Raw genomic sequence first — 23,364 nt, forward strand, 5'->3', positions numbered from 1 at the left:
CTGAAGAACCGCAGAACTTTCACGAATCACGGGCGCCTTCGCGCCGGCCGCTCGGCGCGCGCGGGATAGTGTTCCCCTGGTCGCCGTTGACCTGAGGGAGTCCACTATGCAGATCGCCATCCGGCGCGAACCGATCGACGGAGAGCTGCGCGTCGCCGCGACGCCGGCCACGGTGAGCCAGTACGTCGCCGCGGGCTACGCGGTCACGGTCGAGAAGGGTGCGGGTGTCGCGGCCGGCCACGCCGATGCTGCCTATGCCGACGCGGGCGCGACGCTCGTGGCGAGCATCCCGCTCTCGAAGGTCGACGTGCTCGCCCACGTGCGCCCGCTCGATGCGGCGACGATCGCGAAGCTGCGCAAGGGAGCCATCACGGTGGGCTTCGCCTCGCCTGCGAGCGAGCTTGACGCGGTCGCGGCGCTCGCCGCTCGAGGGGTCACGGCCTTCTCGCTCGAGCTCATTCCCCGCATCTCGCGCGCCCAGTCGATGGATGCCCTGACCTCGCAGTCACTCGTCGCCGGCTACCGCTGCGTGCTCGAGGCCGCGATGCGGTTTGACCGCTTTCTTCCTCTCTACATGACGGCGGCCGGCACGATTCCGCCGGCGAAGGCGCTCGTGCTCGGCGCGGGCGTCGCGGGCCTGCAGGCGATCGCGACGGCGAAGCGGCTCGGTGCCAAGGTCTCGGCGTATGACGTGCGCTCGGCCTCGGCCGATGAGGTGCAGTCGATGGGCGGCACCTTCATCCACCTCGAGCTCGATGCCTCGGCTGATGCTGCCGGCGGCTATGCGAAAGAACTCGCGGCCGATCGCGCCGATCGACAGCGCGAGCTGCTCGCGCCGTACATCGCCGACGCCGACCTCATCATCACAACGGCGGCGATTCCCGGTCGCCCCGCCCCCCGGCTTGTCACGGCTGCCATGGTCACGGCCATGCGCCCGGGCTCGGTCATCGTCGACCTCGCCGCCGAGACGGGCGGCAACGTCGAAGGCGCCGTCGCGGGCGTCGACACCGCCGTCGCCGTCGCAGGCGGCACGGTCACGATCGTCGGCATGAAGGATGCTCCCTCGACGATGCCCGCTGACGCCTCCCGCCTGCTCGCCCAGAACATCGCGAACTTCATTGCGCTCATGACGGTCGACGGCGCCCTGACCCCCGACTTCGACGACGAGGTCGTCGCGTCGTCATGTCTCACGCACGAGGGAGCGGTGCGGCACGAGCCCACCGCCTCAGCCCTCGCCGACCGAAAGGGTGCGAACTGATGGATGCCATCACGCTGCTGACCTTCTTCGTGCTGTCGGTGTTCGTCGGCTTCGAGGTCGTCTCGAAGGTGTCGAGCACGCTGCACACCCCGCTCATGTCGGGGGCCAACGCGATCCACGGCATCATCCTGGTCGGTGCGGTCATCGTCGCCGGGCAGGCCGAGAGCACGGTCGTGCTCGTGGTGGCCCTCGTCGCCGTGCTCATGGCGACCATCAACCTGGTCGGCGGCTTCGTCGTCACCGACCGCATGCTGACGATGTTCGGCGGCCGGGCCAAGGCGCCCGCGCGTGAGGAGGCGGCGAAGTGATGCTACTCAGCCCCGAGCTCACGGCTCTGCTCTACCTCGTCGCGGCCGTCTGCTTCATCCTCGCCCTCAAGGGCCTCGGCTCGCCGAAGACCGCCCGTCGTGGCAACCTCATCGGCGCGTTCGGCGCCGTGCTCGCCATGGTCGTGGTGTTCCTCTCGACCGAGCTCGACAACCTCGCCCTGATCCTCGGCGTGATCGCCGTCGGCACGGTCATCGCCGTGCCCGCGTCTCGCATGGTCAAGATGACGCAGATGCCGCAGCTCGTCGCCCTGTTCAACGGCGTCGGCGGCGGTGCGGCGGCACTCGTCGCCCTTCTCGAACTCGAGGTGAGCACGACCATCGGGGCGTTCATCGCTGTGGCGTTCACGCTGCTCGTGGGCTCGATCTCGTTCTCGGGCTCGGTCATCACCTTCCTCAAGCTGCAAGAGCTCATGCCGACGCGACCGATCGTGTTTGCCGGCCAGGCGCTTGTCATCGTGCTGCTGCTCGTCGTCGGCCTCGCGAGCGCGGTCATCATCGTGCTCGACGACGCCGTGCTCGCCGGCCTCGGCCTCGCGGGGGTCAAGACGATCGCGGCCATCGTGGCTTTGCTCGTCGGCCTCGTGCTCGGCGTGCTGCTCGTGCTGCCGGTCGGCGGTGCCGATGTGCCCATCGTCATCTCGCTGCTCAATGCGGGCACGGGCCTTGCCGTGGCCGCCTCGGGTCTCGTGCTCAGCAACACGCTGCTGCTCGTCGCGGGCACCCTCGTGGGAGCATCCGGCTCGATCCTCACGCGCGAGATGGCGAAGGCCATGGGGCGCAGCGTCACGGGCACGCTCTTCGGGGCGTTCCGCGGCGGGTCGACGGCCGGCTCTACCGCCGTGAGCGATCGACCCGTGCGGTCGTCGAGTGCAGAAGACGTGGCCATCCTGCTCGGCTACGCCCAACGCGTCATCGTCGTGCCGGGCTACGGCCTCGCGGTCGCGCAGGCGCAGCACACGATGGCCGAGCTCGCCACCACGCTTGAGGCGAAGGGCATCGAGGTCGTGTTCGGCATCCACCCCGTCGCGGGCCGCATGCCCGGCCACATGAACGTGCTGCTCGCCGAAGCGAACGTGCCCTACGAGGTGCTTGCCGAGATGGACGAGGTGAACCCGCAGTTCAAGAATGCCGACGTCGCGCTCGTCGTGGGCGCCAACGACGTCGTCAACCCCGCAGCCAAGACGAGCCCCGGCTCACCGATCTTCGGCATGCCGATTCTCGATGTTGCTGCGGCCCGGCAAGTGGTCTTTCTCAAGCGCTCGATGCGGCCCGGCTTCGCAGGCATCGAGAACGACCTGCTCTACGAACCTCAGACAACGCTGCTGTTCGGCGACGCGAAAGACTCGCTCACGAAGGTGCTGACGGCCGTCAAGAACCTGTAGTGACGGTGGTGGTCGGCGCGATCAGACTTTGTCGCGCCAGCTGCCGGCCGGCTCGTCGTCGCCCTCGACGATGTCGATCTCGCTGGTCTCGAGGGCGGGCAGCGAGATGGTCTCGGTCGGCGGAGCGATGACTGTCGCCTCGTCGCGACGGTGCCGCAGCACCGTGTCGATGTACGAGCTCAGCGCTTCGGCGAGCGGGATCGACCGCGCCTCGTTCTGCGACAGGTACCAGCGGTGCTCGAGCAGCTGGTGGAACATCTCCGGCGTCTCGAGCTTGCCGCGCAAGTCTTTCGGAATCGCGCGCACCACGGGTTCGAACACGCGCGCGAGCCACTCGTGGGCCACCTCTTCTTCGTCCATCTCCCTGCCGGGGTAGGTGGATGCCGCATAGGCGTCGAGGTCGTTGAGCAGGCGGCGGGCCTGATTCTCGCCCGCATCGATGCCGGTCAGGCGGATGAGTCGGCGGGTGTGGTGCCCGGCGTCGACGACCTTCGGGCGGATGCGCACCTCGGTACTCGCGCCGTCGGTGGTGATCGCGAGCTCTTCGATGTCGAAGCCGAGAGCGTTGAGCCGCTCGACGCGCTGGTTGATGCGCCAGCGCTCCGACCGGTCGAACGACTCCCAGCCGGTGAGCTCCTTCCACAGCGAGCGGTACGACTCGATGATGCCGTTGCTCGTCTCGATCGCGTCGACGCTCTCGTCGAGGCGCCCGCCGGCCTCCAGGTCGAGCAGCTCGCCGGCGATGTTGACCCGCGCGATCTCGAGGTCGTTCTCGCGCTGCCCGTTCGAGAGCCCGCCCTCATAGAGCTGGCCGGTCTCGGCGTCGACGAGGTAGGCGGCGAACGCTCCCGCGTCGCGGCGGAAGAGCGTGTTCGAGAGCGACACGTCGCCCCAGAAGAAGCCGATGATGTGTAGGCGCACGAGCAGCAGAGCGAGAGCATCCACCAGCCGCGTCGCCGTGTCGGGTCGCAGGGTCTGCGAATAGAGCGCGCGGTAGGGCAGCGAGAAACGCAGGTGCCGCGTGACGAGCACGGGCAGAAGGTCTTCGCCTTCGGCACTCACGCGCCCGGTGATCACCGCCACCGGCTCGACGCACGGAATATCGAGCCGCTGCAGCGTGCGCAGCATGTCGTACTCGCGGCGCGCCATCTCTTCGGTGGTCTCCTTCACCGCGACGACGAAGTCGCTCATGTGCACGAAGCGCACGAGGTGACGCGAGATGCCCTTGGGCAACGATGCGATCGAGTCGTCGGGCCAGAGCTCGAGCGGCAGGTGCCAGGGCAGGTCGAGCAGGGCCGTATCGGTCACGGCCGAGGTGATGTTCAGCGAGGCGCTCATGGGGCGTGCTCCTCTCGACGACAGTGGAACGGGATGCGCAGAGGGCGGGTGCGCTGGATCAGCACACCCGCCCTCTGACGCAGAACGGCCGAAGAGCCTCAGCTCTTGACGGGCTCCTTGTTGAGGCGCAGGCCCGACGCCGTGTCGAACACGTGCACGTGCTTCGGCTCAGGCGTGATGTAGACGGTGTCGCCGCTGTGCGGGTGCACGCGGCCGTCGACGCGGGCGACGATGTCGACGCGCTGGCCGGCGACCTCGGTGTTGCCGTAGAGGTAGCCGTCGGCGCCGAGCTCTTCGACGATGTCGACCGTGACCGGCAGGCCCTCACCGCTCGTCTTGACGATCATGTCTTCAGGGCGCACGCCGACCGTGACGATCTTCTCGCTCGTCGACGAGAGCACGTCGCGCGCGACCGGAGCGATTGCGGTGCCGAACTTCACGCCGCCGTCGCCGACCTCGGCCGGGAACAGGTTCATCGCGGGTGAGCCGATGAAGCCTGCCACGAAGACGTTGTTCGGGGTCTCGTACAGGTCGCGCGGGGTGCCGACCTGCTGCAGGATTCCGTCTTTCAGCACGCAGATGCGGTCGCCCATCGTGAGGGCCTCGGTCTGGTCGTGGGTGACGTAGACCGTCGTGACGCCGAGGCGGCGCTGCAGCGAGGCGATCTGGGTGCGCGTCTGCACGCGTAGCTTGGCGTCGAGGTTCGACAGCGGCTCGTCCATGAGGAACACCTGGGGCTGACGCACGATGGCGCGGCCCATGGCGACGCGCTGACGCTGGCCGCCCGAGAGCGCCTTCGGCTTGCGGTCGAGGTAGGGCTCGAGGTCGAGCAGCTTGGCAGCCTCGAGCACGCGGGTGGCGCGCTCGTCTTTGTTGATGCCGGCGATCTTGAGCGCGAAGCCCATGTTCTCGGCAACGGTCATGTGCGGGTAGAGCGCGTAGTTCTGAAAGACCATGGCAATGTCGCGGTCTTTCGGCGGCACGTCGGTGACGTTGCGCTCGCCGATGAAGATGTCGCCGGAGTTCACCTCTTCGAGGCCTGCGAGCATGCGCAGCGACGTCGACTTTCCGCAGCCCGAGGGGCCGACGAGAACGAGGAACTCTCCGTCGCCCACGTGCAGGTCGAGAGCGTCGACCGCGGGAACAGTGGAACCCGGGTAGAGGCGGGTGGCTTTGTCGAACGTGACAGTGGCCATAGTGATCTTCTCCTTCACCGGCAGGTACGTGCCGGACGATCCGTAGTGAATGGATATGCCGAAAGGCAGAATGCGCGTCGTCGAGCATCCGCTGTCAGTATGCCACCCTGCGCCGCCGCACGCCGAACCGGCCATCAATCGACGGCCGTTGAGCAAGCACCGTGGAGGCCGCTCAAAGCGGCGCCGGGTAAGATTCTGCGGGGCGCTGCGGGCGCCCATAATCGTGTCGGGCCGAAACTGCACCCGTCTGAATGGGGTTCCATGAGCGACAACTGGTCGGCGAGCGCGCGCCCGTCGAAGAACGAACGGCGCGCTGAAGCTCGCGAGAAGGCGCGTCAACTGCGCCAGGAGCAGCAGAAGAAAGAGCGGCGCACGAGACTGCTGCTGCAGGGCGGTGTCGCCCTCGCCGCGGTTGCCATCATCGCCGTGATCGCTCTCGTGCTCGTCAACTCGGTGCGCCCCGAGGGTCCGGGCCCGCGCAACATGGCGAGCGACGGCATCCGCATTGGCGAGGGCCTCGTCGCCGTGCCGACTCCAGCGCTGGCCCCCGGAGATCGACCGGTCACCTCCGAGGCCAACCCTCCCGGCGTCGTCGACATTCAGATCTTCGTCGACTACCTCTGCCCGATCTGCGGAGAGTTCGAGGCCGAGAACGGCGAGCTCATCCGCACGCTCGTCGAGTCGGGGGCGGCGACCGTCGAGTACCGGCCCATCGCGATTCTCACCAACATGTCGGCCGGCACGCAGTACTCGCTGCGCGCCGCGAACGCGGCAGCGTGCGTCGCCAACTACGACCCCGATTCGTTCTTCGACGTCAACGAAGCGCTCTTCGTCGCGCAGCCCGAAGAGGGCTCGCCCGGTCTCGATGACGCCGAATTGCTCGAAGTCATCCAGTCGGCCGGGGCGACCTCTTCGCAGCTCGAGCAGTGCATCGCCGATCGCACCTTCCGGTCGTGGGTGCAGGCCGCGACCGATCGCGCCGTGACCGGGCCGCTGGCGATTCGTGATGCTGAGGTCGAGGCGATTCCCGGCACGCCGACTGTGCTCGTCAACGGCAAGGTCTTCGAATACCGGTTCCCCTTCGAGCAGAGCGAGTTCTCGCAGTTCGTGCTGCAAGCAGCCGGCGACGAGTTCTCGACCAACCCGACCCCTTCGCCGACTCCGACCCCGAGCCCGTAGCGGCGGTACTCTGACACGGGGCATGCAGCCCCGGAGCCCCTTCGGGCTCGGCCGGCTTGGCGCAACTGGTAGCGCACCCGACTTGTAATCGGGCGGTTGGGAGTTCGAGTCTCCCAGTCGGCACTGTTCGCGACGCGATGCGTCGCGGAGTTCGAGTCTCCCAGTCGGCACTCCGCACTCCGCTTATCTCTACCCTTCAGCTTCTGCGTAGGCCCGAGCTGCTCCCAGGGTCACGACGCACTGCGTCGTGACCCCCCTTCGGGGGGGAGAAATGCCTGGTCGCACCCCCCATTCGCGTCACATTCGTTCGCTTTTCGAGCACCCTCTGTTGGTGGACTCGACCCCCCGGGCATAGCGTGAAACCAGCGGCTGGGGGGCCGCAAGCTCGCCGACCATGGGGGGAGGGCAAACGTGATGCACTCGACGCATCGAGAGCGCGAGAGCGAGGTCATCGACCTCGGCAGCGCGGTCACTGTGATGACCCTCGCGTCGGCGATCCTGCTCGCCGTGATCGTCGCCCTCGGGGCCGTGACGGTCGCGCCGGCCGGCGCGCAATCGGCGGGGGCCAACCAGGCTGTCGCGCCGAGCGCCACGAGCGAGCCCGCACCGACGGTGCTCTCAGAGCAACCAGCATCCAGCACTGAGCCGGTCGACGGCCAGGCCAGTCCAGAGCCCTCGGCGACGGGCCGCGCTGACGGCGCCCCCGCACCCGTCTCGCCTGGAGCCGCTGGCGTTTCCTCGATCCAGCGTCCTCAGCCCAGCACTCCGGTAGCGCCGTTCGCCGCGCAGCCCGCACCTTTCGGCACGCCGAGCGCGACTCCGAGCCCGACAAGCCCGTCGTGCCCCGCCGCGATCACCGGCCAGACCGCCGGAGCGCCCGGCGTGCTCTCGCCTCTCGGCGTCGGCGGCACCACGAGCGAAGATCTGCAGTCGTTCGCCGAGGGCTACAACGCGATTCGGGTGGCGAACTGCCTGGCGCCCGTGCCGTTCGCGAACATCCGCTACGACAGCTGCATGGAGCAGCGTCTGTTCTGGATGGCGGAAGACCCGAGCACTGACCCGATGAGCGCGTGGGGCCACATCGGCTCACAGCGCTCTGACGGGCTGCCGAGCGTCGGGTGCGACGGCAACCTGGCCGGAGGCAGCAACAACACCGGGGCGAGTGTGGCGCAGAAGTGGTGGGACTCGACGGGGCACCGCACGTCGCTGTACAAGCCGACCTACACGGGCAGCACCGCCAACGTCTGCATTCTTTTTGCCACCACTCACGGTGGTGTTCCGAATGAACCGTATGCCTTCATGCGAGCGGCCGCTCGCTGGACGACCTGTTGAACAACTAGTACGGCGCTCCGGGGGGAGCTATGAGACCGGGGGGCCTCACGATGCTGCGCACGACCACTACTCTGACGACGCTTGCCGCCGCGCTGCTCGTCGCCGCGACCGTGTCGACCGGTGCGCTCGCGGCCGGCGGCGGAGTCGACCCGGCGGGGTCGACGAGCGCGCTTGCGCACGAAGCCCCGTCGGCACCGGCCCCGCTGGAGCCGCAGCAGACGACCGAATCGATCGACGGACCGACTCCGCAAGCCACGCACCTCGTGCCGACGGCGGAGGCGACCCCAGCCTCAGAAACCGAGCGATCGGCCGTGTCGACGGCGGTGACCGAGTCCACGACGACCACCACGGCCGCGCGGCCGCAGCCGACGACCCCCACGGCGCCGCTGGCAGCGCAGCCGGCACCGTTCGGCTCGGCGAGCCCGGCGCCGAGCACTCCCGCCTGCGCGACCGCGATCACGGGCACGACGCCGGGTGCGCCGAGCCGCACGTCGCCGTTGGGGGTGGCGGGTACGACCAGTGCAGACCTGCAGCTCTTCGCCGTCACCTACAACGCGATTCGCGTCGCGAACTGCCTGGCGCCCGTGCCCTTCGCGAACATCCGTTACGACAGCTGCATGGAAGACCGCCTGTTCTGGATGGCCGAAGACCCGAGCCCTGACCCGATGAGCGCGTGGGGCCACATCGGTTCGCAGCGTTCTGACGGGCTGCCGAGTGTCGGGTGCGACGGCAACCTCGCCGGCGGCCTCAGCAACGACGGCGCGATCGTGGCGCAGAAGTGGTGGGACTCGACGGGCCACCGCACGTCGCTCTACAAGCCGACCTTCGCCGGCAGCACCGCCCGCGTCTGCATCATGTTCGCAATGACGCACGGCGGCGTGCCCGACGAGCCGTACTCGTTCACACGCAGCGCCGCACGCTGGGTCGACTGCTGACCCGCGCTGGCTAGGCTGGCTCGCGCGGGCGCCAGGTCGGCGGCCGCAGAGAGGCCGACCGTGGAGTCGACACTGCGCTGGGGAATCCTGGCGACCGGGCACATCGCACGCACCTTCGCCGGCGACCTGCGCGATGCGGGCATCACCATGGCCGCGGTCGGGTCGCGTGCGCCCGGAGCGGCCGAGGCGTTCGCGGCCGAGTTCGGCATCCCGACCGCGCATGGCAGCTATGAGCAGCTCGTCGCCGACCCCAACGTCGATGTCATTTACGTCGCCACCCCGCACCCGATGCACCTGTCGAGCGCGCTACTCGCGATCGAGGCGGGCAAACACGTGCTCGTCGAGAAGCCCTTCACGATCTCGCAGCCTCAGGCGCGCACCATCGCCGACCGGGCCGCCGCACACGGCGTCGTGGCGATGGAGGCGATGTGGACTCGCTACCTGCCGCACATGGTGCGCCTGCGAGAACTGATCGCCGACGGCGCGATCGGGGATGTTCGCACGGTGATCGCGGACCACACCCAGTCTCTGCCCACCGACCCCACCCATCGGCTGCAGAACCCTGCGCTCGGCGGGGGCGCGCTGCTCGACCTCGGCATCTACCCGGTTTCGTTCGCGGTCGACGTGCTCGGCCTGCCGACGGAGGTTCAGGCGCACGCGACCATGACGCCGACCGGCGTCGATCGGCAGACGGCCATGGTGTTCGTGCACGAGGGCGGTCGGCAGTCGGTGCTGCACTGCGCACTCGACACCGCGGGGTCGAACCGGGCCGTGGTGCTCGGCACGACCGGGGCGATCGAGATCGACCGGGTCTGGTACACGCCCACCTCCTTCACGCTCTACGACCGTGACTGGAACCCGGTCGAGCGGTTCGACCAGCCTGTCGCGACACGCGGCATGCACTTTCAGGCACTCGAGCTCGAGCGGCGCGTGCGCGGCGGCGAGCCCTCGAGTCTGCCGATCGACGAGACGGTTGCGATCATGGGCGTGCTCGACGAGGTGCGACGGCTCATCGGTCTGGAGTATCCGCAGCAGTAGCGCCCGGGTGCGTCTCGGTCTTGGCTCGGTATCATGTGCGAATGACTGAGCCCGAGCAGCCCCTCAGCCGACGCGCGGCGCGCGAGGCCGAAGCGGCGTCGCGACGGCGAGGCGGCAAGAGCGAGCGATCGGCGGCTTCGCCGGCCGAGCCGCCGACCGAGCCGCCGACCGAGTTGCTCAGTTCTGCCGATGCGCCCACTACGGCGCTGGGTGCCGCCGCGCCGACGGTGGCGCTCAACGCGCCCGCTGCGCCCACCGAGGTTCTGAGTGCGTCGGACACCGCCGGCGAGCACACCGATGATGCGAAACCTGCCACGGGCATCGGAGCGTTTGTGCGCAAGCACCCCCGTGCCGTTCTGACGACCGCTCTCTCTGTCGCCTTCCTGCTGCTCGGTTCTGGTGCGGTGTTCGCGGGTATCGCTGTGGGCTCTGCGCAGGCCGCTCCCGTGCCGGTGCCGACCGTGACCGAAACGCCCGAACCCGACCCGCGCCCACTGCCGGGCACGATCGCTGACCCGAGCCGTCTGCGCACGTGCTCAGTGCAGTCGATCGCGGCCGACGCGCGACTCGTCGAGTTCTTCGGCTCGGTCGTCAACGCGACGACCGGTGAAGTGCTGTGGGATCGCAGGGCAGACAGTCCGCAGCGCACCGGCAGCGTGCTCAAGGTGATCACGGCGGCGGCGGCGCTCGCCGCACTGGGCCCTGATCACCGCATGACGACGCGCGTCGTCTCGGGCTCAACTCCGGGCACCGTCGTGCTCGTGGGGGGCGGCGACGCCACACTGAGCCGTGTGCCCGCGGGGCAGGAGAGCATCTACCGAGGTGCCCCAAAGCTCGCCGACCTGGCGGCGCAGACCGTGGCCGCGTACGCCGCGGCGAACCCGGAAGCCCCAGAGATCACGAATCTCGTGCTCGATTCGACGTTCTGGAACCCGGCTGACAATTGGCACTCGACGTGGAACCGCGATCGCATCTCCGCGGGGTACCAGGCTCCTGCCACGGCGCTCATGGTCGATGGCGACCGCAACGATCCGCGAGCGCAGACCAGTGCTCGATCGTCTGATCCCATCGCGCGAGCGGGCCAGTGGTTCGCCGCGGCGCTCGCCGACGCCGGTAACCCCGGCGGCACCCCGTCGATCAGCACGGGGGCGGCCGTCGGCGGCACCCTGCTCGGTCAAGTGCAGTCGCAGCCCGTGAGCACGCTCATCGGGCAGATGCTGCCCAACAGCGACAACACACTGGGTGAGATGCTCGCGCGCGCCGTCTCGAAAGAGATCGGCCTTGACGGCTCGACTGCGTCGCTCACGCAGGCCATCACGGGCGCACTAAACACCTACGGTGTTCCGACCGATGGCCTCATCATCAAAGACGGCTCAGGGCTCGCGACCGACAACGCGGTGCCCGCGCGCTACATGGCTCAGCTGTTCGCCGTCATCAACGCGCGCGGCAACAATCTCGGCATCATCATGGATGCTCTTCCGGTCGCCGGGCAGAGCGGCACGCTCGCCAGCCGCTTCACCGGCTCGAATGCGGTCGCCCGCGGCAACGTGACCGCGAAGACCGGCTGGCTGCGGTCGGCCTACTCGCTCTCGGGAGTGATCAGGGCCGCTGACGGCACGGCGCTCACCTTTGCGTTCTACTCGGTGCGCGACGGTATTCCCGAGTCGGCGAAAGCCGCACAAGACACGCTCGCCGCGGCAATCTTCACCTGCGGCGACAACCTCTCGAACAACTGACCCCGCTCGGCAACGGAGGCGACATGGCTCGCGCGCTCTTCATCATCGACGTGCAAAACGACTTCACGGAGGGTGGTGCACTCGGCGTGGAGGGGGGCGCCGCCGTGGCCTCGGCGATCACAGAGCACGTGCGCGAGCATCCCGAAGACTACGACGTCGTGATCGCGTCACGCGACTGGCACGACCCCGACAACGACAACGGCGGTCACTTCGCCCTCGAAGGCGACCCCGACTTCGTGGCGACGTGGCCGCAGCACTGCATGGCGGGCACCGACGGGGCCGAGTATCACCCGTCGATCGATACCGGACTCATCGATATCCACGTGCGCAAGGGTCAAGGTGTTCCGGCGTACTCGATCTTCGAGGGCACCACCGACGACGGGCGCGGCATCGTGACGGCACTCGACGAGCTCGGCGTGACCGAAGTTGACGTCGTCGGCATCGCGACCGACTACTGCGTGCGCGCCTCGGCTCTCGATGCTCTCGCTGCGGGTCGGCGGGTGCGCGTGCTCAGCGACCTTGTCGCGGGGGTCGCCCCCGAGTCGAGCGAGGCGGCGCTGCGCGAACTCGCCGCCGCCGGTGCGACGGTCGAGCCTGCCACCGCCTGAGCTGCCCGTCTCAGACGAGCAGCTGGTGCTTCGCGAGGTCGCGATAGAGCGGCACGTCGCGCACGAGCTCACTGTGCGTGCCGACGCCGACGACCTGCCCGTGGTCGAGCACGACGATCTGATCGCTGTCGACGACGGTCGAGAGCCGGTGAGCGATGACGATGAGGGTTCGGTCTTCGGCGACGGCGTCGATCGCCTCACGCATGCGCTGCTCGTTGACGCCGTCGAGCGATGACGTCGACTCGTCGAGCAGCAGAATGGGCGGTGCGGCGAGCAGCGCTCGGGCGATCGCGAGGCGCTGGCGCTCGCCGCCCGAGAGCATCACGCCGTCTTCGCCGACCTGGGCGTCGAGCCCGCGCTCGTCGCGGTCGAGCACCTCGCCGAGGTTGACGCTGCGCAGCACGGCCGCGCACTGCTCGTCGGTCGCGCCGGGCGTGCCGAGCAGCAGGTTGTCGCGCAGCGTGCCGGCGAGCACGGGAGCATCTTGCTCGACGTAGCCGATCTGGCCGCGCAGCGCGTCGCGCTCGAGCGCTCTGATGTCGGTGCCGCCCATGCGGATCACGCCCTCGGTCGGGTCGTAGAACCGCTCGATGAGCGAGAGCACCGTGCTCTTGCCGGCGCCGCTCGGCCCGACGAGCGCGGTGCGCGAGCCCACCGGCACGCTGAACGTCACGCCGCGAAGCACAGTCTTGTCGCGCACCTCGTCGCCCACGACCTCGGCCACGAGCTTCTCGGCCTCGGTGCGGTGCGCCGACTCGGGGTAGCTGAAGTGCACGTTCTCGAAGGTGATCGCCGCCGCGTCGACGGTCGCGGCCGCGGGCACGACGGTGGCATCGCCCTCGGTCTCGCTCGGCAGCGCGATGATCTCTTGAATGCGACCGAGCGCGCCGAGAGCCGCATTGACGCTCGTGATGGCGCCGAACGCCTGCCCGAGCGGGCCGATGAGCAGGAACAGAAACAGGATGAACGCCACGAGATCGGCGACCCCGATGGCCCCGGAAGCGACTCGGAAGCCGCCGACCCCGAGCACGACCAAGAACGACACCTGCAGGGCGATCGATGAGATCGGCACGACGAGGGCTGAGATCTTCGCGACCTTGATGCCCTGCTCCCACGCGCCGACGGCGTTCTGCTCGACGATGGCGATCTCGCGCTCGGTCGCCGTGGCCGCGCGCACGGTGCGCACCGACGAGATCGATCGCTCGACGGCCGCGGCGAGGTCGCCGACCTTCTCCTGCGCCTTGCGACTGGCGATGCGGATGCGCTGCGACAGCACCACGACCGTGACCACCGACACGGCGATGACGAGCACGGTCAAGCCGAGCAAGGTCGGGTCGATGATGATCATGGCGATGAGCGCGCCGATGAACGTGAGGCTGCCGCCGATCGCCTCGACGAGCCCCTGCGTGAGCACGGCCCGCAGCAGTGTGGTGTCGCTGCCGACGCGGCTGACGAGGTCGCCCGTGCGGCGCTGGTCGAACTCGCTGATCGGCAGGTGCAGCATGCGGCGCACGAGCGCGCGGCGGCTTGAGAGCACGACGCCCTCGCCCGTGCGCTGCAGCAGGTAGTGGCCGAAGCCGCTCAGCAGCGCCCCGACGACGACGAGCGCCACGAGCACAGCGACGAGGGGCCCGAGGTCGCCGTCGTTCTCGACGACTGTGATGACCTGGCTGACCAGCAAGGGCTGCGCGAGAGACGCGGCGGCCCCCAGCACGCTGATCACGATGACCCAGCCGAGCACCACGCGGTGCTCGAGCAGGTAGGGCAGCAGCTGGCCGAAAGTGGCGCGTGGACCGTCGTCGACAGGGCGGCCGAAGCGGCGGCGGGGTGCGTCGGTCGTAGTGCTCATGCGTCGTCAGCTCCCGTCGTGCGCGCGTCGGCGCTCGACCAGTCTGCCTGAGCACATCCCTGCGCATCCGCGTGTTCGCTGAGGGGTGATCGTTCGTGACCGAACATCGGGTCTAGGCTTTTCTCTCGTGCCCCAGCCCGTCATCACCGCGAGCCAGCTGACCAAGACTTATGGCGACTTCACGGCCGTCGACGCCATCGATTTCGAAGTCGCTCCTGGCGAGTCGTTCGGCCTGCTCGGCCCCAACGGCGCGGGCAAGTCGACGACCATGCGCATGGTCGGGGCGGTGTCAACGCGGACGAGTGGTGACTTGAGCATCCTGGGCCTCGATCCGAACCAGCATGGCCCCGACATCCGCTCGCAGCTGGGAGTCGTGCCGCAGCAAGACAACCTCGATCAAGAGCTGCGCGTGCGCGACAACCTTCTCGTCTACGGCCGCTACTTCGGCCTACCGCGCGCGGTTGTCGCCGAACGGGCGGATGCTCTTCTCGAGTTCGCGCAGCTCTCAGACCGCCGCAAGTCGAAGGTTGACGACCTCTCGGGCGGTATGAAGCGCCGCCTGACGATCGCGCGCGCGCTCATCAACGAGCCACGCATCCTGCTGCTCGACGAGCCGACCACCGGGCTCGACCCGCAAGCGCGGCACATTCTCTGGGACCGCCTTTTCCGCCTCAAGGAGCAGGGCACGACGCTCGTGCTCACCACCCACTACATGGACGAGGCCGAGCAGCTGTGCGACCGCCTCGTGGTCATCGACAAAGGCCGCATCATGGCCGAGGGCTCGCCGGCCGCGCTGATTCGCGAGCACTCGAGCAAAGAGGTGCTCGAAGTGCGCTTCGGCAGCGACAAGAACGCCGAGATCGCGGAGAGCATCCGCGACATCGGCGAGCGGCACGAAGTGCTGCCCGACCGCATTCTCATCTACACGGGCAACGGCGAGGCCGAGCTCGAGCAGATCACGCAGCGCGGCCTGCAACCGATCACCTCGCTCGTGCGCCGATCGAGCCTCGAAGACGTCTTCCTTCGCCTCACCGGCCGGAGCCTCATCGAATGACGGTTCAGACAACTCGAGAAGATACGGCGCGGGCCATCGCCGGCGGCGTCGCCCCGCGACGCTGGGGCTCGTGGTACATCGCCGAGCACCGCATCCGCGCCATGAAGGGCTATGCGGGCGACGCGATCTTCCAGAGCTTCGGCAACCCGCTCATCTACCTCTTCGCTCTCGGGGTGGGGCTCGCGAGCCTCGTGCCGCAGGGTGTCGGCGGGGTCACCTACCTGCAGTTCGTCGCGCCCGCCCTCATGGCGACTGCGGCCATGACGGTCGCCGCCAACGAGACGAGCTACCCCGTGCTCATGGGCTTCAAGTGGAACCCCATCTTCTTCGGCATGAACGCCTCGCCCATCACGGGGGCGCAGATCGTCAACGGCATGATGATTCAGATCGCGCTGCGCGCCGTCGTCACCGTGGCGATCTACTTCGGCGTCATCGTGCTGTTCGGCGGAGTGCCCGCGGCGACCGGCTGGCTCGCGATTGGTGCGGCCACGCTGACCGGCATGGCCATCGGCGTCGTCATCTCGAGCTACACCTCGACGATCACCGAAGACCGCGGCCAGATGGCGATGCTGCAGCGCTTCGGCATCACCCCGCTGTTCCTCTTCTCGGGCACCTTCTTCCCGCTCGAGCAGCTGCCGATCTACCTGCAGCCCATCGGCTGGATCTCACCGCTCTGGCACGGCACCGAGCTCGGCCGTGTCGCGACCTATGGCCTCGATGAGCCGATCTGGCTCACCGTCACCCACGTGGGCTACCTCGCGACCCTGTTCATCGTCGGGCTCTGGGCGACCCGCAAGCACTTCACGACGAGGTTGAACAAGTGAGCACGGCGACGGCCTCAGAGCAGGGCGCCCTGCAGCCGCGCCGCAGTGCTTTGTACGCCGGCAATACCGGGGCGGTCATCCATCGTGGCCTGCTCGCGACCCGCAGCACCAACTACCTCGTCGTGCTCAGCGGGTTCTTCGAGCCGGTGTTCTACCTGCTCTCGCTCGGCATCGGCTTCGGCGCCCTCGTCGGCTCGGTGCAGACCTCGACCGGCCAGGAGGTGTCGTACGCGGCGTTCATCGCCCCGGCGCTGCTCGCCGTCTCGGCCATGAACGGCGCCGTCTACGACTCGACCTGGAACGTCTTCTTCAAGCTCAACTACTCGAAGCTCTATCAGGGGATGCTCACGACCTCGCTCGGCCCGCTCGACGTGGCCCTCGGCGAGATCTTCTTGGCCCTGCTGCGCGGCGCGATGTATGCCGTCGGCTTCATGGTCATCATGCAGGCCTTCGGGCTCAACCTGGCCTGGACGGCGCTGCTGGCCCTGCCGGCCGTGCTGCTCATCGCGTTCGGATTCGCGAGCCTCGGCATGGCGATCACGAGCTACATGAAGACCTTCCAGCAGATCGAGTGGGTCACGTTCATCATGCTGCCGATGTTCTTGTTCTCGGCGACGTTCTACCCCATCACGGTCTACCCCGAAGCGATTCAGTGGGTCATTCAGGCGCTGCCGCTGTGGCACGCCGTCGAGCTCGTGCGCGGGCTCACGACGGGGGCGCTGAGCGCGATGATGTTCGTGCACATCGGCTACTACCTCGTCATGATCGCGATCGGCATCGTCTTCACGACGAGCCGGTTGCGCGCGCTGTTCTTGAAGTAGCTAGGCGCGAATGGCCTGCAGCACGCGGGCGGTCGCGAGCGCGGCCTCGGCGGCCTCGGCGCCCTTGTCTTCGTGCGACCCGGGCAGCCCGGCACGGTCGAGGCCCTGGGCCTCGTCGTCGAGCGTGAGCACGCCGAATCCGACGGGCTTGCCGGTGTCGAGCGCGACCCGCGTGAGGCCGTCGGTCGCGGCGGCGCTCACGTACTCGAAGTGAGGTGTGCCGCCCCGGATGATCACGCCGAGCGCGACCACGGCATCCGCCCCCTGCTCGAGTGCGGCCTTGCTCACCACGGGCAGTTCGAACGAGCCCGGCACGGCGTACTCGACGATGGTTGCTCCGGCCGCCTCGAGCACGCGCCGGGCGCCCGCCTTGAGGCCCTCGCTGATCTCGGTGTGCCACTGGCCGGCGACGAGGGCCACCGTGAGGCCCGTGCCGTCGATGTCGAGAGTGGGGGATCCGGCGCCGCTCATGCAGACTTTCCTTCCAGCGTGGTGAACACGGGTGCGCTCGTGATGCTATCGGGCAGGCGGTGGCCCATGCGGTCGCGCTTGGCGTTGAGGTAGCCCTCGTTGTCGCTGCCGACGCCGACGACGAGCGGCACGAGCGACGTGACCGTCATTCCGTACTCGACGAGCTGGCGCTGCTTCTCGGGGTTGTTGGTGAGCAAGCGCACGCTGCTGACGCCGAGGTCGCGCAACATGTCGACGGCGGCCTCGTAGTCTCGCGCGTCGGCGGGCAAGCCCAGCGCGAGGTTAGCGTCAAGCGTGTCGTACCCGTCTTCTTGCAGGCGGTAGGCCTTGAGCTTGTTGATGAGGCCGATGCCGCGGCCCTCGTGGCCGCGCATGTAGAGCACGGCACCACCCTGGCGCTGGATGACATCGAGCGCCGCGTCGAGCTGCGGCCCGCACTCGCACTTGAGCGAGCCGAAAGCTTCGCCCGTCAGGCACTCGGAGTGCACGCGCACGATCATGTCGTCGTGCGGCATGCCGCTGACGATCGCCACGTGATCGGCGCCCGTCTTGCGGTCGCGGTAGGCGCGCATCGAGAACGGCCCGTGCGAGGTCGGCACCGTGGTCTCGACCTCGAAGCTCACGCTGCTCGGCCTCGAGGGCGGGGCGACGGCCTCGGTCGTCGGGCTGTTCTCGAACGAGCCGGGCGACCCCGCCTCGAGGTAGGCAATGAGGTCGACGATGGTGATGACGACGAGGCCCTCGCTCTGACCGAAGCGAATCAGTTCGGGCAAGCGCATCATGTCGCCGGTCTCGTCGATCACCTCGCCGATCGCGGCGACGGGGCGCAGCCCGGCGAGCCGCATGAGCTCGACGGCGGCCTCGGTGTGACCTGCACGCTCGCGAACGCCCCCCGGCTTGGCGCGCAACGGCACGACGTGGCCGGGCCGGCGCAGGCTCGCGGGCGTCGAGGCGGCATCGCCGAGCACGCGCAGGGTGCGCGCGCGGTCTCCGGCACTAATGCCAGTGGTGAGGCCTTCGGCCGCGTCGACCGTCACGGTGTACGCGGTGCCGCGCGGGTCTTCGTTGTGCATGACCATGAGCGGCAGCTCGAGTCCGTCGGCGATCTCGTCGGTCATCGGCGCGCAGAGGAAGCCGCTCGTGTGGCGGATCGACCACGCCACCCACTCAGGGCTCGCGAGCTGCGCCGAGATGATGACGTCGCCCTCGTTCTCGCGGCTCTCGTCGTCGGCGACGAGCACCGGCCTGCCTGCCCTCAGGGCCTCGAGGGCCTCAGGAATCGTTCCGATGCTCATGAGAGCGTCCTTTCACCATCGTGCTGATCAGCGCTTGCGCCGAATCGCACCAGCCGCGCCACGTGGCGGGCCAGAATGTCGGTCTCGATGTTCGCCGTGCTGCCGACGACCTTGTCGCCGAGCGTCGTCGCGGCGAGCGTCTCAGGAATCAGTGAGACCTCGAACCAGTCGTCGCCCGCGGCGCTGACGGTGAGGCTCACCCCGTCGACCGCGATCGACCCCTTGTCGACGACGAGGGGTGCGTGCGCTGCATCGAGCGAGAACCGCAGCACGCGCCAGTCGCCGTGCTCGCGGCGGTCGAGCACGGTCGTCGTGCCGTCAATGTGGCCTTGCACGATGTGCCCGCCGAGCCGGTCGCCCACCGCGGCGGCGCGCTCGAGGTTGACGGCGTCGCCGATAGCCCACTGCGAGATCGTCGACATCGCGAGGGTCTGGCCCATGACGTCGGCGGTGAACCAGTCGTCGCCCTGATCGGCGACCGTGAGGCACACGCCGTTGACGCTGATCGAGTCGCCGTGCGCGGCGTCGCTGACCGCGAGCGGCCCGTGCACGGTCAGCCGCCCGGCATCGCCGTTCAGCTCCCACCGCACGATGCGGCCCTGTTCTTCGATGAGTCCGGTGAACATGATCAGGCTCCTTCTGCCGGCTGGTGCGGGCGGGCGACGACGAGCAGGTCGTCGCCGAGCGTCTCGATGCGGTGGATGCGCAAACGATGCGCCTCGCCGATCGTGGTGACGCCGAGCTCATCGAGGGCGACGCGCGGCCCGCCGATGAGCATCGGTGCGAGGTAGATCAGCACTTCGTCGACGAGGCCCGCGCGCACGAAGGCTGAGGCGAGCGTCGGGCCGCCCTCGACGAACAAGCGGCGGATTCCCCGTGCGTCGAGGTCGCGCATCCCGGCCTCGAGGTCGCGGTGCCCGAGCTCGATGAGCCCGGCGGGGTGATGGCGCAGTCGAGCGTCGGTGGGCACGGGCGTCGTGCCGAACACGACCGGCACCGGCTGGTGCGCGAGCAGCTCGCCGCCATCGCCGCGCGCGGTGAGGCTCGGGTCGTCGGCGATCACGGTGCCCGTGCCCACCGCGATGGCGTCGTGGGCGGCGCGCTGCTCGTGCACGCGCTGGCGCGAGGCCGTGCCGGTGATCCACTGGCTCGTGCCGTCGGCCGCGGCCGCGCGGCCGTCGAGGCTCGTCGCCCACTTGACGGTCACCCACGGGCGCCCGGTGCGCACGCTCGTCAGCCAGGGCAGCAGCAGTTCGGTCGCCTCATCGGCGAGGAGGCCCCCGATGACCTCGACGCCCGCGGCGCGCAGACGGTCGGCGCCGCCGCCGGCCACGGGGTTGGGGTCGTCAAGCGCATAGACCACGCGGGCGACGCCCGCATCGATGAGCGCCTGCGCGCAGGGGCCCGTGCGACCGGTGTGATTGCAGGGCTCGAGGGTCACGACGGCCGTGAGGCCTCGGGCGTCGGGAATGTGCGAGAGAGCATCCACCTCGGCGTGCGCGGTGCCCGCCCCGCGATGCCAGCCCTGCGCGACCATGGTGCCCGCCGCGTCAAGCAGCACGCAGCCGACCTGGGGGTTGGCGCCGACCGCGGGGCCGTGCGTCGCCAGACTGAGGGCGCGGCGCATCGCTGACTCGAAGCGCTCGGCGACTCCGATGCGGTCATTGCCCGGGCGCGCGTCGGCACGGCTGGTGCCGTGCGGGGCGCTGTCGCTGGTCATCCGGGTCCTCGTTCGATGTCGGGACGTTTCCGGGGTCGCTGCGCTGGCGGCAGGCTGCCGCCAGCGTGCTCCTCCCATCCGGACTCTCACCGTCGGTACCGGAATTCCACCGGTTCCACCGCTGCCGACTTGCGTCGACCTCGGGTCGCGGACTCTCACCGCCGGCTCGGACTTTCACCGACCCCGGAGCACGTACTGCTGTCAGAGTAGTCAACAGGGCCGTCTCTGCAGTATTCCCGAACGTTTGCTGGGAATGGTTCGGGATGCGCGACGCGCCCAGACTGCGTAGCGTCGACAGCGCGTCCGCCACTCGAAGAGGAGCCACTCGTGACCACGCACATCATCGCCATCGACCAGGGCACCACGAGCACGCGCGCCGTGGTCGTCGATCATGCCGGCGCGATCGTCTCGGTCGGTCAGCACCCGCACGAGCAGATCTTTCCCCAGGCGGGCTGGGTCGAGCACGATGCGCACGAGATCTGGATCAACACGCAAGAGGTCATCGGCATGGCGCTCGGCAAGGCCGGTCTGACGCGTCACGACATCGCGGCCATCGGCATCACCAACCAGCGCGAAACGGCCGTCGTCTGGGATCGCGCGACGGGCGACCCGGTCTACAACGCCATCGTCTGGCAAGACACGCGCACGCAGCCGCTCGTCGACGAGCTCGCCGCCGACGGGGGAGTGCGCCGGTTCGCCTCGATAACCGGTCTGCCGCTCGCCACCTACTTCAGTGCCACCAAGATCGCGTGGATTCTCGACAACGTCGACGGCGCTCGTGCCCGCGCTGAGGCGGGCGAGCTCGCCTTCGGCACGATCGACACCTGGCTGCTGTGGAACCTCACGGGCGGCGTCGACGGCGGAGTGCACGCTACTGACGTCACCAACGCCTCGCGCACGCTGCTCATGAACCTCGAGACGCTCGACTGGGACGACTCGCTGCTCGCGGCGTTCGGTGTGCCGCGATCGATGCTGCCCGAGGTGCGCTCGTCGTCTGAGACCTATGGGGTAGCGCGGTCGAGCTCGCTGCTGCGTGAGGTACCCATCGCGGGCATCCTGGGCGATCAGCAGGCGGCCACGTTCGGGCAGACGGCCTTCGACGCCGGCGAGTCGAAGAACACCTACGGCACCGGCAACTTTCTGATCGTGAACACGGGCGAGGAGCGCGTGGCCTCCGACGCTGGGCTGCTCACGACCGTGGCCTACCGGCTCGGTGACGAGCCTGCGCGCTACGCCCTTGAAGGCTCGGTCGCCGTCACCGGATCGCTCGTGCAGTGGCTGCGCGACAACCTGCAGATGCTCTCGTCGTCGGCCGAGGTCGAGACACTCGCCGCCTCGGTCGAAGATTCGGGCGGGGCCGTCATCGTGCCGGCCTTCAGTGGTCTCTTCGCCCCCTACTGGCGACCGGATGCTCGCGGCGCCATCGTCGGACTCACCCGGTTCATCACGCGCGCGCACCTAGCCCGCGCGGCCCTCGAGTCGACGGCCTTCCAATCGCGCGAGGTGTTTGACGTGGCGCAGGCCGCGATCCCCGTGCCGATCAGCGAACTGCGCGTCGACGGCGGCATGACGGCCAACGATTTGCTCATGCAGTTTCAGGCCGACATTTTGGGTATTCCGGTCGTGCGGCCGCGCATCATCGAGACCACCGCGCTCGGCGCGGCCTACGCGGCCGGGCTTGCCGTCGGATTCTGGTCGTCGCGCGACGAGCTGCGCGAGCTGTGGGCCGAAGACCGCCGGTGGCTGCGCGACATGGCCGACGACGAGCGGGCACGCCGCATGCGGGTCTGGCACAAGGCGGTGACCCGCACGTTCGACTGGGTCGACGACGACACGTCGGCCTAGCGTCTTCGCGCCGTTGCAGCAGCCCTCGGTTGCCAGCTCAACTCTCGGGCGGGTGTGTTCGCAACTCATGCTCAGCGGCACGATGTGACCCAGTGACCCAGCACATGGGCCCGTTCAGCCTGAGTTGCGAACGGCCTCTCCGCCACAAGTCGCTGGGCAGCGCCAGTTTTCGGCAGTTCTTCGCGAGCGCGAGGTGGTCTCGGTCACAGCGGGCACAGTGCGGCGATGGATGCCCTCACCGTGTTTGCACGCCACTCGACACTGTGCCTGAGACGACGTGAGTTGCTCCTCGCTGGGGTCTCGCCCCGATCCATTGCGGCGGCGGTACACGCCAGAGTCATCATCCGCGCCCGCCGTGGTGTGTACTGCCCGGCGAGCGCGCCGCGACACGTTGTCCGTGCCCTTCGCGTGGGCGGTCTCGCCGCCTGCACCACGGCCGCGGAGAGTTATGGGCTGTGGGTGCCCGAGCAGCGGATCACCGAGGTCTGGCTACCGCGCCAAGCGTCTCGGCTGCGGGCACCCGATAACCGTCGTGTTCCTCTCGCTCACGCCGATCGCTCTCGGCTCCGCACGCACTGGCATCCGCTGAACGACCCTGGCGCAGCCGATTCGTGGCGGGTGGGGGCGTTCGACGCGGTCGCGCAGTGCGTGGGTTGCCTACCGCGCGATGTCGCCATCGCCGTGCTCGACAGCGCCCTGCGAACGGGAGCGATCGGAGCACACGAGCTCACCGCCCTCGAAGTGGTGGTGCCCGCACGCCGGCGGGGATGGGTGAACTTGGCCGACGGGCGGGCGGGTTCCGGCACCGAGTCGCTCGTTCGACTCGCTCTACAACACGCTGGACTACGGGTCACGCCGCAGGTGTGGATTGCTGGTGTGGGAAGAGTGGACTTGCTGGTCGGTACACGTGTCGTCGTGGAGGTCGACAGCGAGAAGTGGCACTCGACTCCCGAGCAACGAGCCGAAGACTCCCGCCGTGACCTGGAGTTGATTCGGCTCGGGTATGTGGTGGTGCGAGTGCGTTATGGCCAGGCCTTCCGGCCAGATGAGGTGGTCACCGCCGTCCTGCGTGCGGTGCGAACGAGCCGCTCGGTTACAGCGGCTCTGCGCCATCGGCGTTCATAACTCAGGCTGAGTGCTCAGTTGTGCGGGAG

21 protein-coding genes, 1 tRNA gene and 1 riboswitch are annotated in these 23,364 nt (G+C 68.8%); of the genes, 15 read left to right on the forward strand and 7 right to left on the reverse strand.

The features are described from left to right. Window positions 1–106 precede the first annotated feature (106 nt). From KL788_RS11645 to KL788_RS11655, 3 genes are read left to right on the forward strand one after another with little or no spacing between them, the layout of a single operon-like run. Window positions 107–1,258, forward strand: a complete 1,152-nt coding sequence (locus tag KL788_RS11645) for a Re/Si-specific NAD(P)(+) transhydrogenase subunit alpha (protein WP_293171749.1) — start codon at window positions 107–109, stop codon at window positions 1,256–1,258. Next, on the forward strand, window positions 1,258–1,566 hold the full coding sequence (locus KL788_RS11650) for an NAD(P) transhydrogenase subunit alpha (protein ID WP_293171752.1): 309 nt from the start codon (window positions 1,258–1,260) through the stop codon (window positions 1,564–1,566). The genes KL788_RS11645 and KL788_RS11650 overlap by 1 nt, the downstream gene beginning before the upstream one ends. Beyond that, complete coding sequence (locus KL788_RS11655) at window positions 1,563–2,969, forward strand: NAD(P)(+) transhydrogenase (Re/Si-specific) subunit beta (protein WP_293171755.1); 1,407 nt, start codon at window positions 1,563–1,565, stop codon at window positions 2,967–2,969. The genes KL788_RS11650 and KL788_RS11655 overlap by 4 nt, the downstream gene beginning before the upstream one ends. Before the next feature lie 21 nt (window positions 2,970–2,990). Here KL788_RS11655 and KL788_RS11660 read toward each other — a convergent pair whose 3' ends face one another. Both KL788_RS11660 and KL788_RS11665 read right to left on the reverse strand, forming a co-directional pair. Beyond that, complete coding sequence (locus tag KL788_RS11660) at window positions 2,991–4,307, reverse strand: DUF4032 domain-containing protein (protein ID WP_293171758.1); 1,317 nt, start codon at window positions 4,305–4,307, stop codon at window positions 2,991–2,993. 98 nt (window positions 4,308–4,405) lie between these two features. Then, a complete protein-coding gene (locus KL788_RS11665; RefSeq protein WP_293171760.1) occupies window positions 4,406–5,503 on the reverse strand; it encodes an ABC transporter ATP-binding protein in 1,098 nt (365 codons plus the stop codon). Window positions 5,504–5,764: 261 nt separating this feature from the next. Between KL788_RS11665 and KL788_RS11670 the strand changes: the two genes are divergently transcribed. The 7 genes from KL788_RS11670 to KL788_RS11700 all read left to right on the forward strand — a co-directional run bounded on the left by KL788_RS11670 (window position 5,765) and on the right by KL788_RS11700 (window position 12,331). Beyond that, complete coding sequence (locus tag KL788_RS11670; RefSeq protein ID WP_293171763.1) at window positions 5,765–6,682, forward strand: DsbA family protein; 918 nt, start codon at window positions 5,765–5,767, stop codon at window positions 6,680–6,682. Window positions 6,683–6,732: 50 nt separating this feature from the next. Next, window positions 6,733–6,805: transfer RNA gene (locus tag KL788_RS11675), tRNA-Thr, on the forward strand. 291 nt (window positions 6,806–7,096) lie between these two features. After that, a complete protein-coding gene (locus KL788_RS11680) occupies window positions 7,097–8,014 on the forward strand; it encodes a hypothetical protein (protein ID WP_293173330.1) in 918 nt (305 codons plus the stop codon). 50 nt (window positions 8,015–8,064) lie between these two features. Beyond that, on the forward strand, window positions 8,065–8,949 hold the full coding sequence (locus KL788_RS11685; RefSeq protein ID WP_293171766.1) for a hypothetical protein: 885 nt from the start codon (window positions 8,065–8,067) through the stop codon (window positions 8,947–8,949). Window positions 8,950–9,009: 60 nt separating this feature from the next. After that, entirely contained in the window at window positions 9,010–9,987 is a 978-nt protein-coding gene (locus KL788_RS11690) for a Gfo/Idh/MocA family protein (protein ID WP_293171769.1), read from the forward strand. A 41-nt stretch (window positions 9,988–10,028) separates the two neighbouring features. Continuing rightward, complete coding sequence (dacB, locus tag KL788_RS11695; RefSeq protein ID WP_293171772.1) at window positions 10,029–11,723, forward strand: D-alanyl-D-alanine carboxypeptidase/D-alanyl-D-alanine endopeptidase; 1,695 nt, start codon at window positions 10,029–10,031, stop codon at window positions 11,721–11,723. Window positions 11,724–11,746: 23 nt separating this feature from the next. Then, window positions 11,747–12,331, forward strand: a complete 585-nt coding sequence (locus KL788_RS11700; RefSeq protein ID WP_293171775.1) for an isochorismatase family protein — start codon at window positions 11,747–11,749, stop codon at window positions 12,329–12,331. A 10-nt stretch (window positions 12,332–12,341) separates the two neighbouring features. Here KL788_RS11700 and KL788_RS11705 read toward each other — a convergent pair whose 3' ends face one another. After that, window positions 12,342–14,180, reverse strand: coding sequence for an ABC transporter ATP-binding protein (locus KL788_RS11705; protein WP_293171778.1), 1,839 nt, complete (start codon window positions 14,178–14,180; stop codon window positions 12,342–12,344). Between the two features lie 127 nt (window positions 14,181–14,307). Here KL788_RS11705 and KL788_RS11710 point away from each other — a divergent pair, with 127 nt between their 5' ends. Genes KL788_RS11710 through KL788_RS11720 form a run of 3 tightly spaced genes read left to right on the forward strand, consistent with a single transcriptional unit; the run spans window position 14,308 to window position 16,879 of the window. Next, window positions 14,308–15,234, forward strand: coding sequence for an ABC transporter ATP-binding protein (locus KL788_RS11710; protein ID WP_293171781.1), 927 nt, complete (start codon window positions 14,308–14,310; stop codon window positions 15,232–15,234). After that, a complete protein-coding gene (locus KL788_RS11715; RefSeq protein WP_293171784.1) occupies window positions 15,231–16,058 on the forward strand; it encodes an ABC transporter permease in 828 nt (275 codons plus the stop codon). The genes KL788_RS11710 and KL788_RS11715 overlap by 4 nt, the downstream gene beginning before the upstream one ends. Then, window positions 16,055–16,879 (forward strand): ABC transporter permease, encoded by an 825-nt coding sequence (locus KL788_RS11720; RefSeq protein WP_293171787.1) that lies wholly within the window; start codon window positions 16,055–16,057, stop codon window positions 16,877–16,879. The genes KL788_RS11715 and KL788_RS11720 overlap by 4 nt, the downstream gene beginning before the upstream one ends. Here KL788_RS11720 and ribH read toward each other — a convergent pair whose 3' ends face one another. The 4 genes from ribH to ribD are packed head-to-tail and all read right to left on the reverse strand — an operon-like array spanning window position 16,880 to window position 20,272. Beyond that, a complete protein-coding gene (gene ribH, locus KL788_RS11725) occupies window positions 16,880–17,350 on the reverse strand; it encodes a 6,7-dimethyl-8-ribityllumazine synthase (RefSeq protein WP_293171790.1) in 471 nt (156 codons plus the stop codon). Next, a complete protein-coding gene (ribA, locus tag KL788_RS11730) occupies window positions 17,347–18,645 on the reverse strand; it encodes a GTP cyclohydrolase II (protein WP_293171793.1) in 1,299 nt (432 codons plus the stop codon). Before ribA ends, ribH begins: the two co-directional genes overlap by 4 nt. Beyond that, window positions 18,642–19,271 (reverse strand): riboflavin synthase, encoded by a 630-nt coding sequence (locus KL788_RS11735; RefSeq protein ID WP_293171795.1) that lies wholly within the window; start codon window positions 19,269–19,271, stop codon window positions 18,642–18,644. Before KL788_RS11735 ends, ribA begins: the two co-directional genes overlap by 4 nt. A 2-nt stretch (window positions 19,272–19,273) precedes the next feature. Beyond that, window positions 19,274–20,272 (reverse strand): bifunctional diaminohydroxyphosphoribosylaminopyrimidine deaminase/5-amino-6-(5-phosphoribosylamino)uracil reductase RibD, encoded by a 999-nt coding sequence (ribD, locus tag KL788_RS11740; protein WP_293173333.1) that lies wholly within the window; start codon window positions 20,270–20,272, stop codon window positions 19,274–19,276. 155 nt (window positions 20,273–20,427) lie between these two features. Continuing rightward, a riboswitch (FMN riboswitch) is annotated at window positions 20,428–20,560 on the reverse strand. 132 nt (window positions 20,561–20,692) lie between these two features. Here ribD and glpK point away from each other — a divergent pair. Together glpK and KL788_RS14120 are read left to right on the forward strand one after the other, a co-directional pair. Beyond that, window positions 20,693–22,210: a glycerol kinase GlpK gene (glpK, locus tag KL788_RS11745; RefSeq protein ID WP_293171798.1), complete on the forward strand. Its 1,518-nt coding sequence runs from the start codon at window positions 20,693–20,695 to the stop codon at window positions 22,208–22,210. 225 nt (window positions 22,211–22,435) lie between these two features. Beyond that, window positions 22,436–23,335 (forward strand): endonuclease domain-containing protein, encoded by a 900-nt coding sequence (locus KL788_RS14120; protein WP_367120434.1) that lies wholly within the window; start codon window positions 22,436–22,438, stop codon window positions 23,333–23,335. Window positions 23,336–23,364: the final 29 nt, after the last annotated feature.

It is taken from the genome of Microcella sp. (assembly GCF_019739195.1).
GTDB lineage: Bacteria > Actinomycetota > Actinomycetes > Actinomycetales > Microbacteriaceae > Microcella.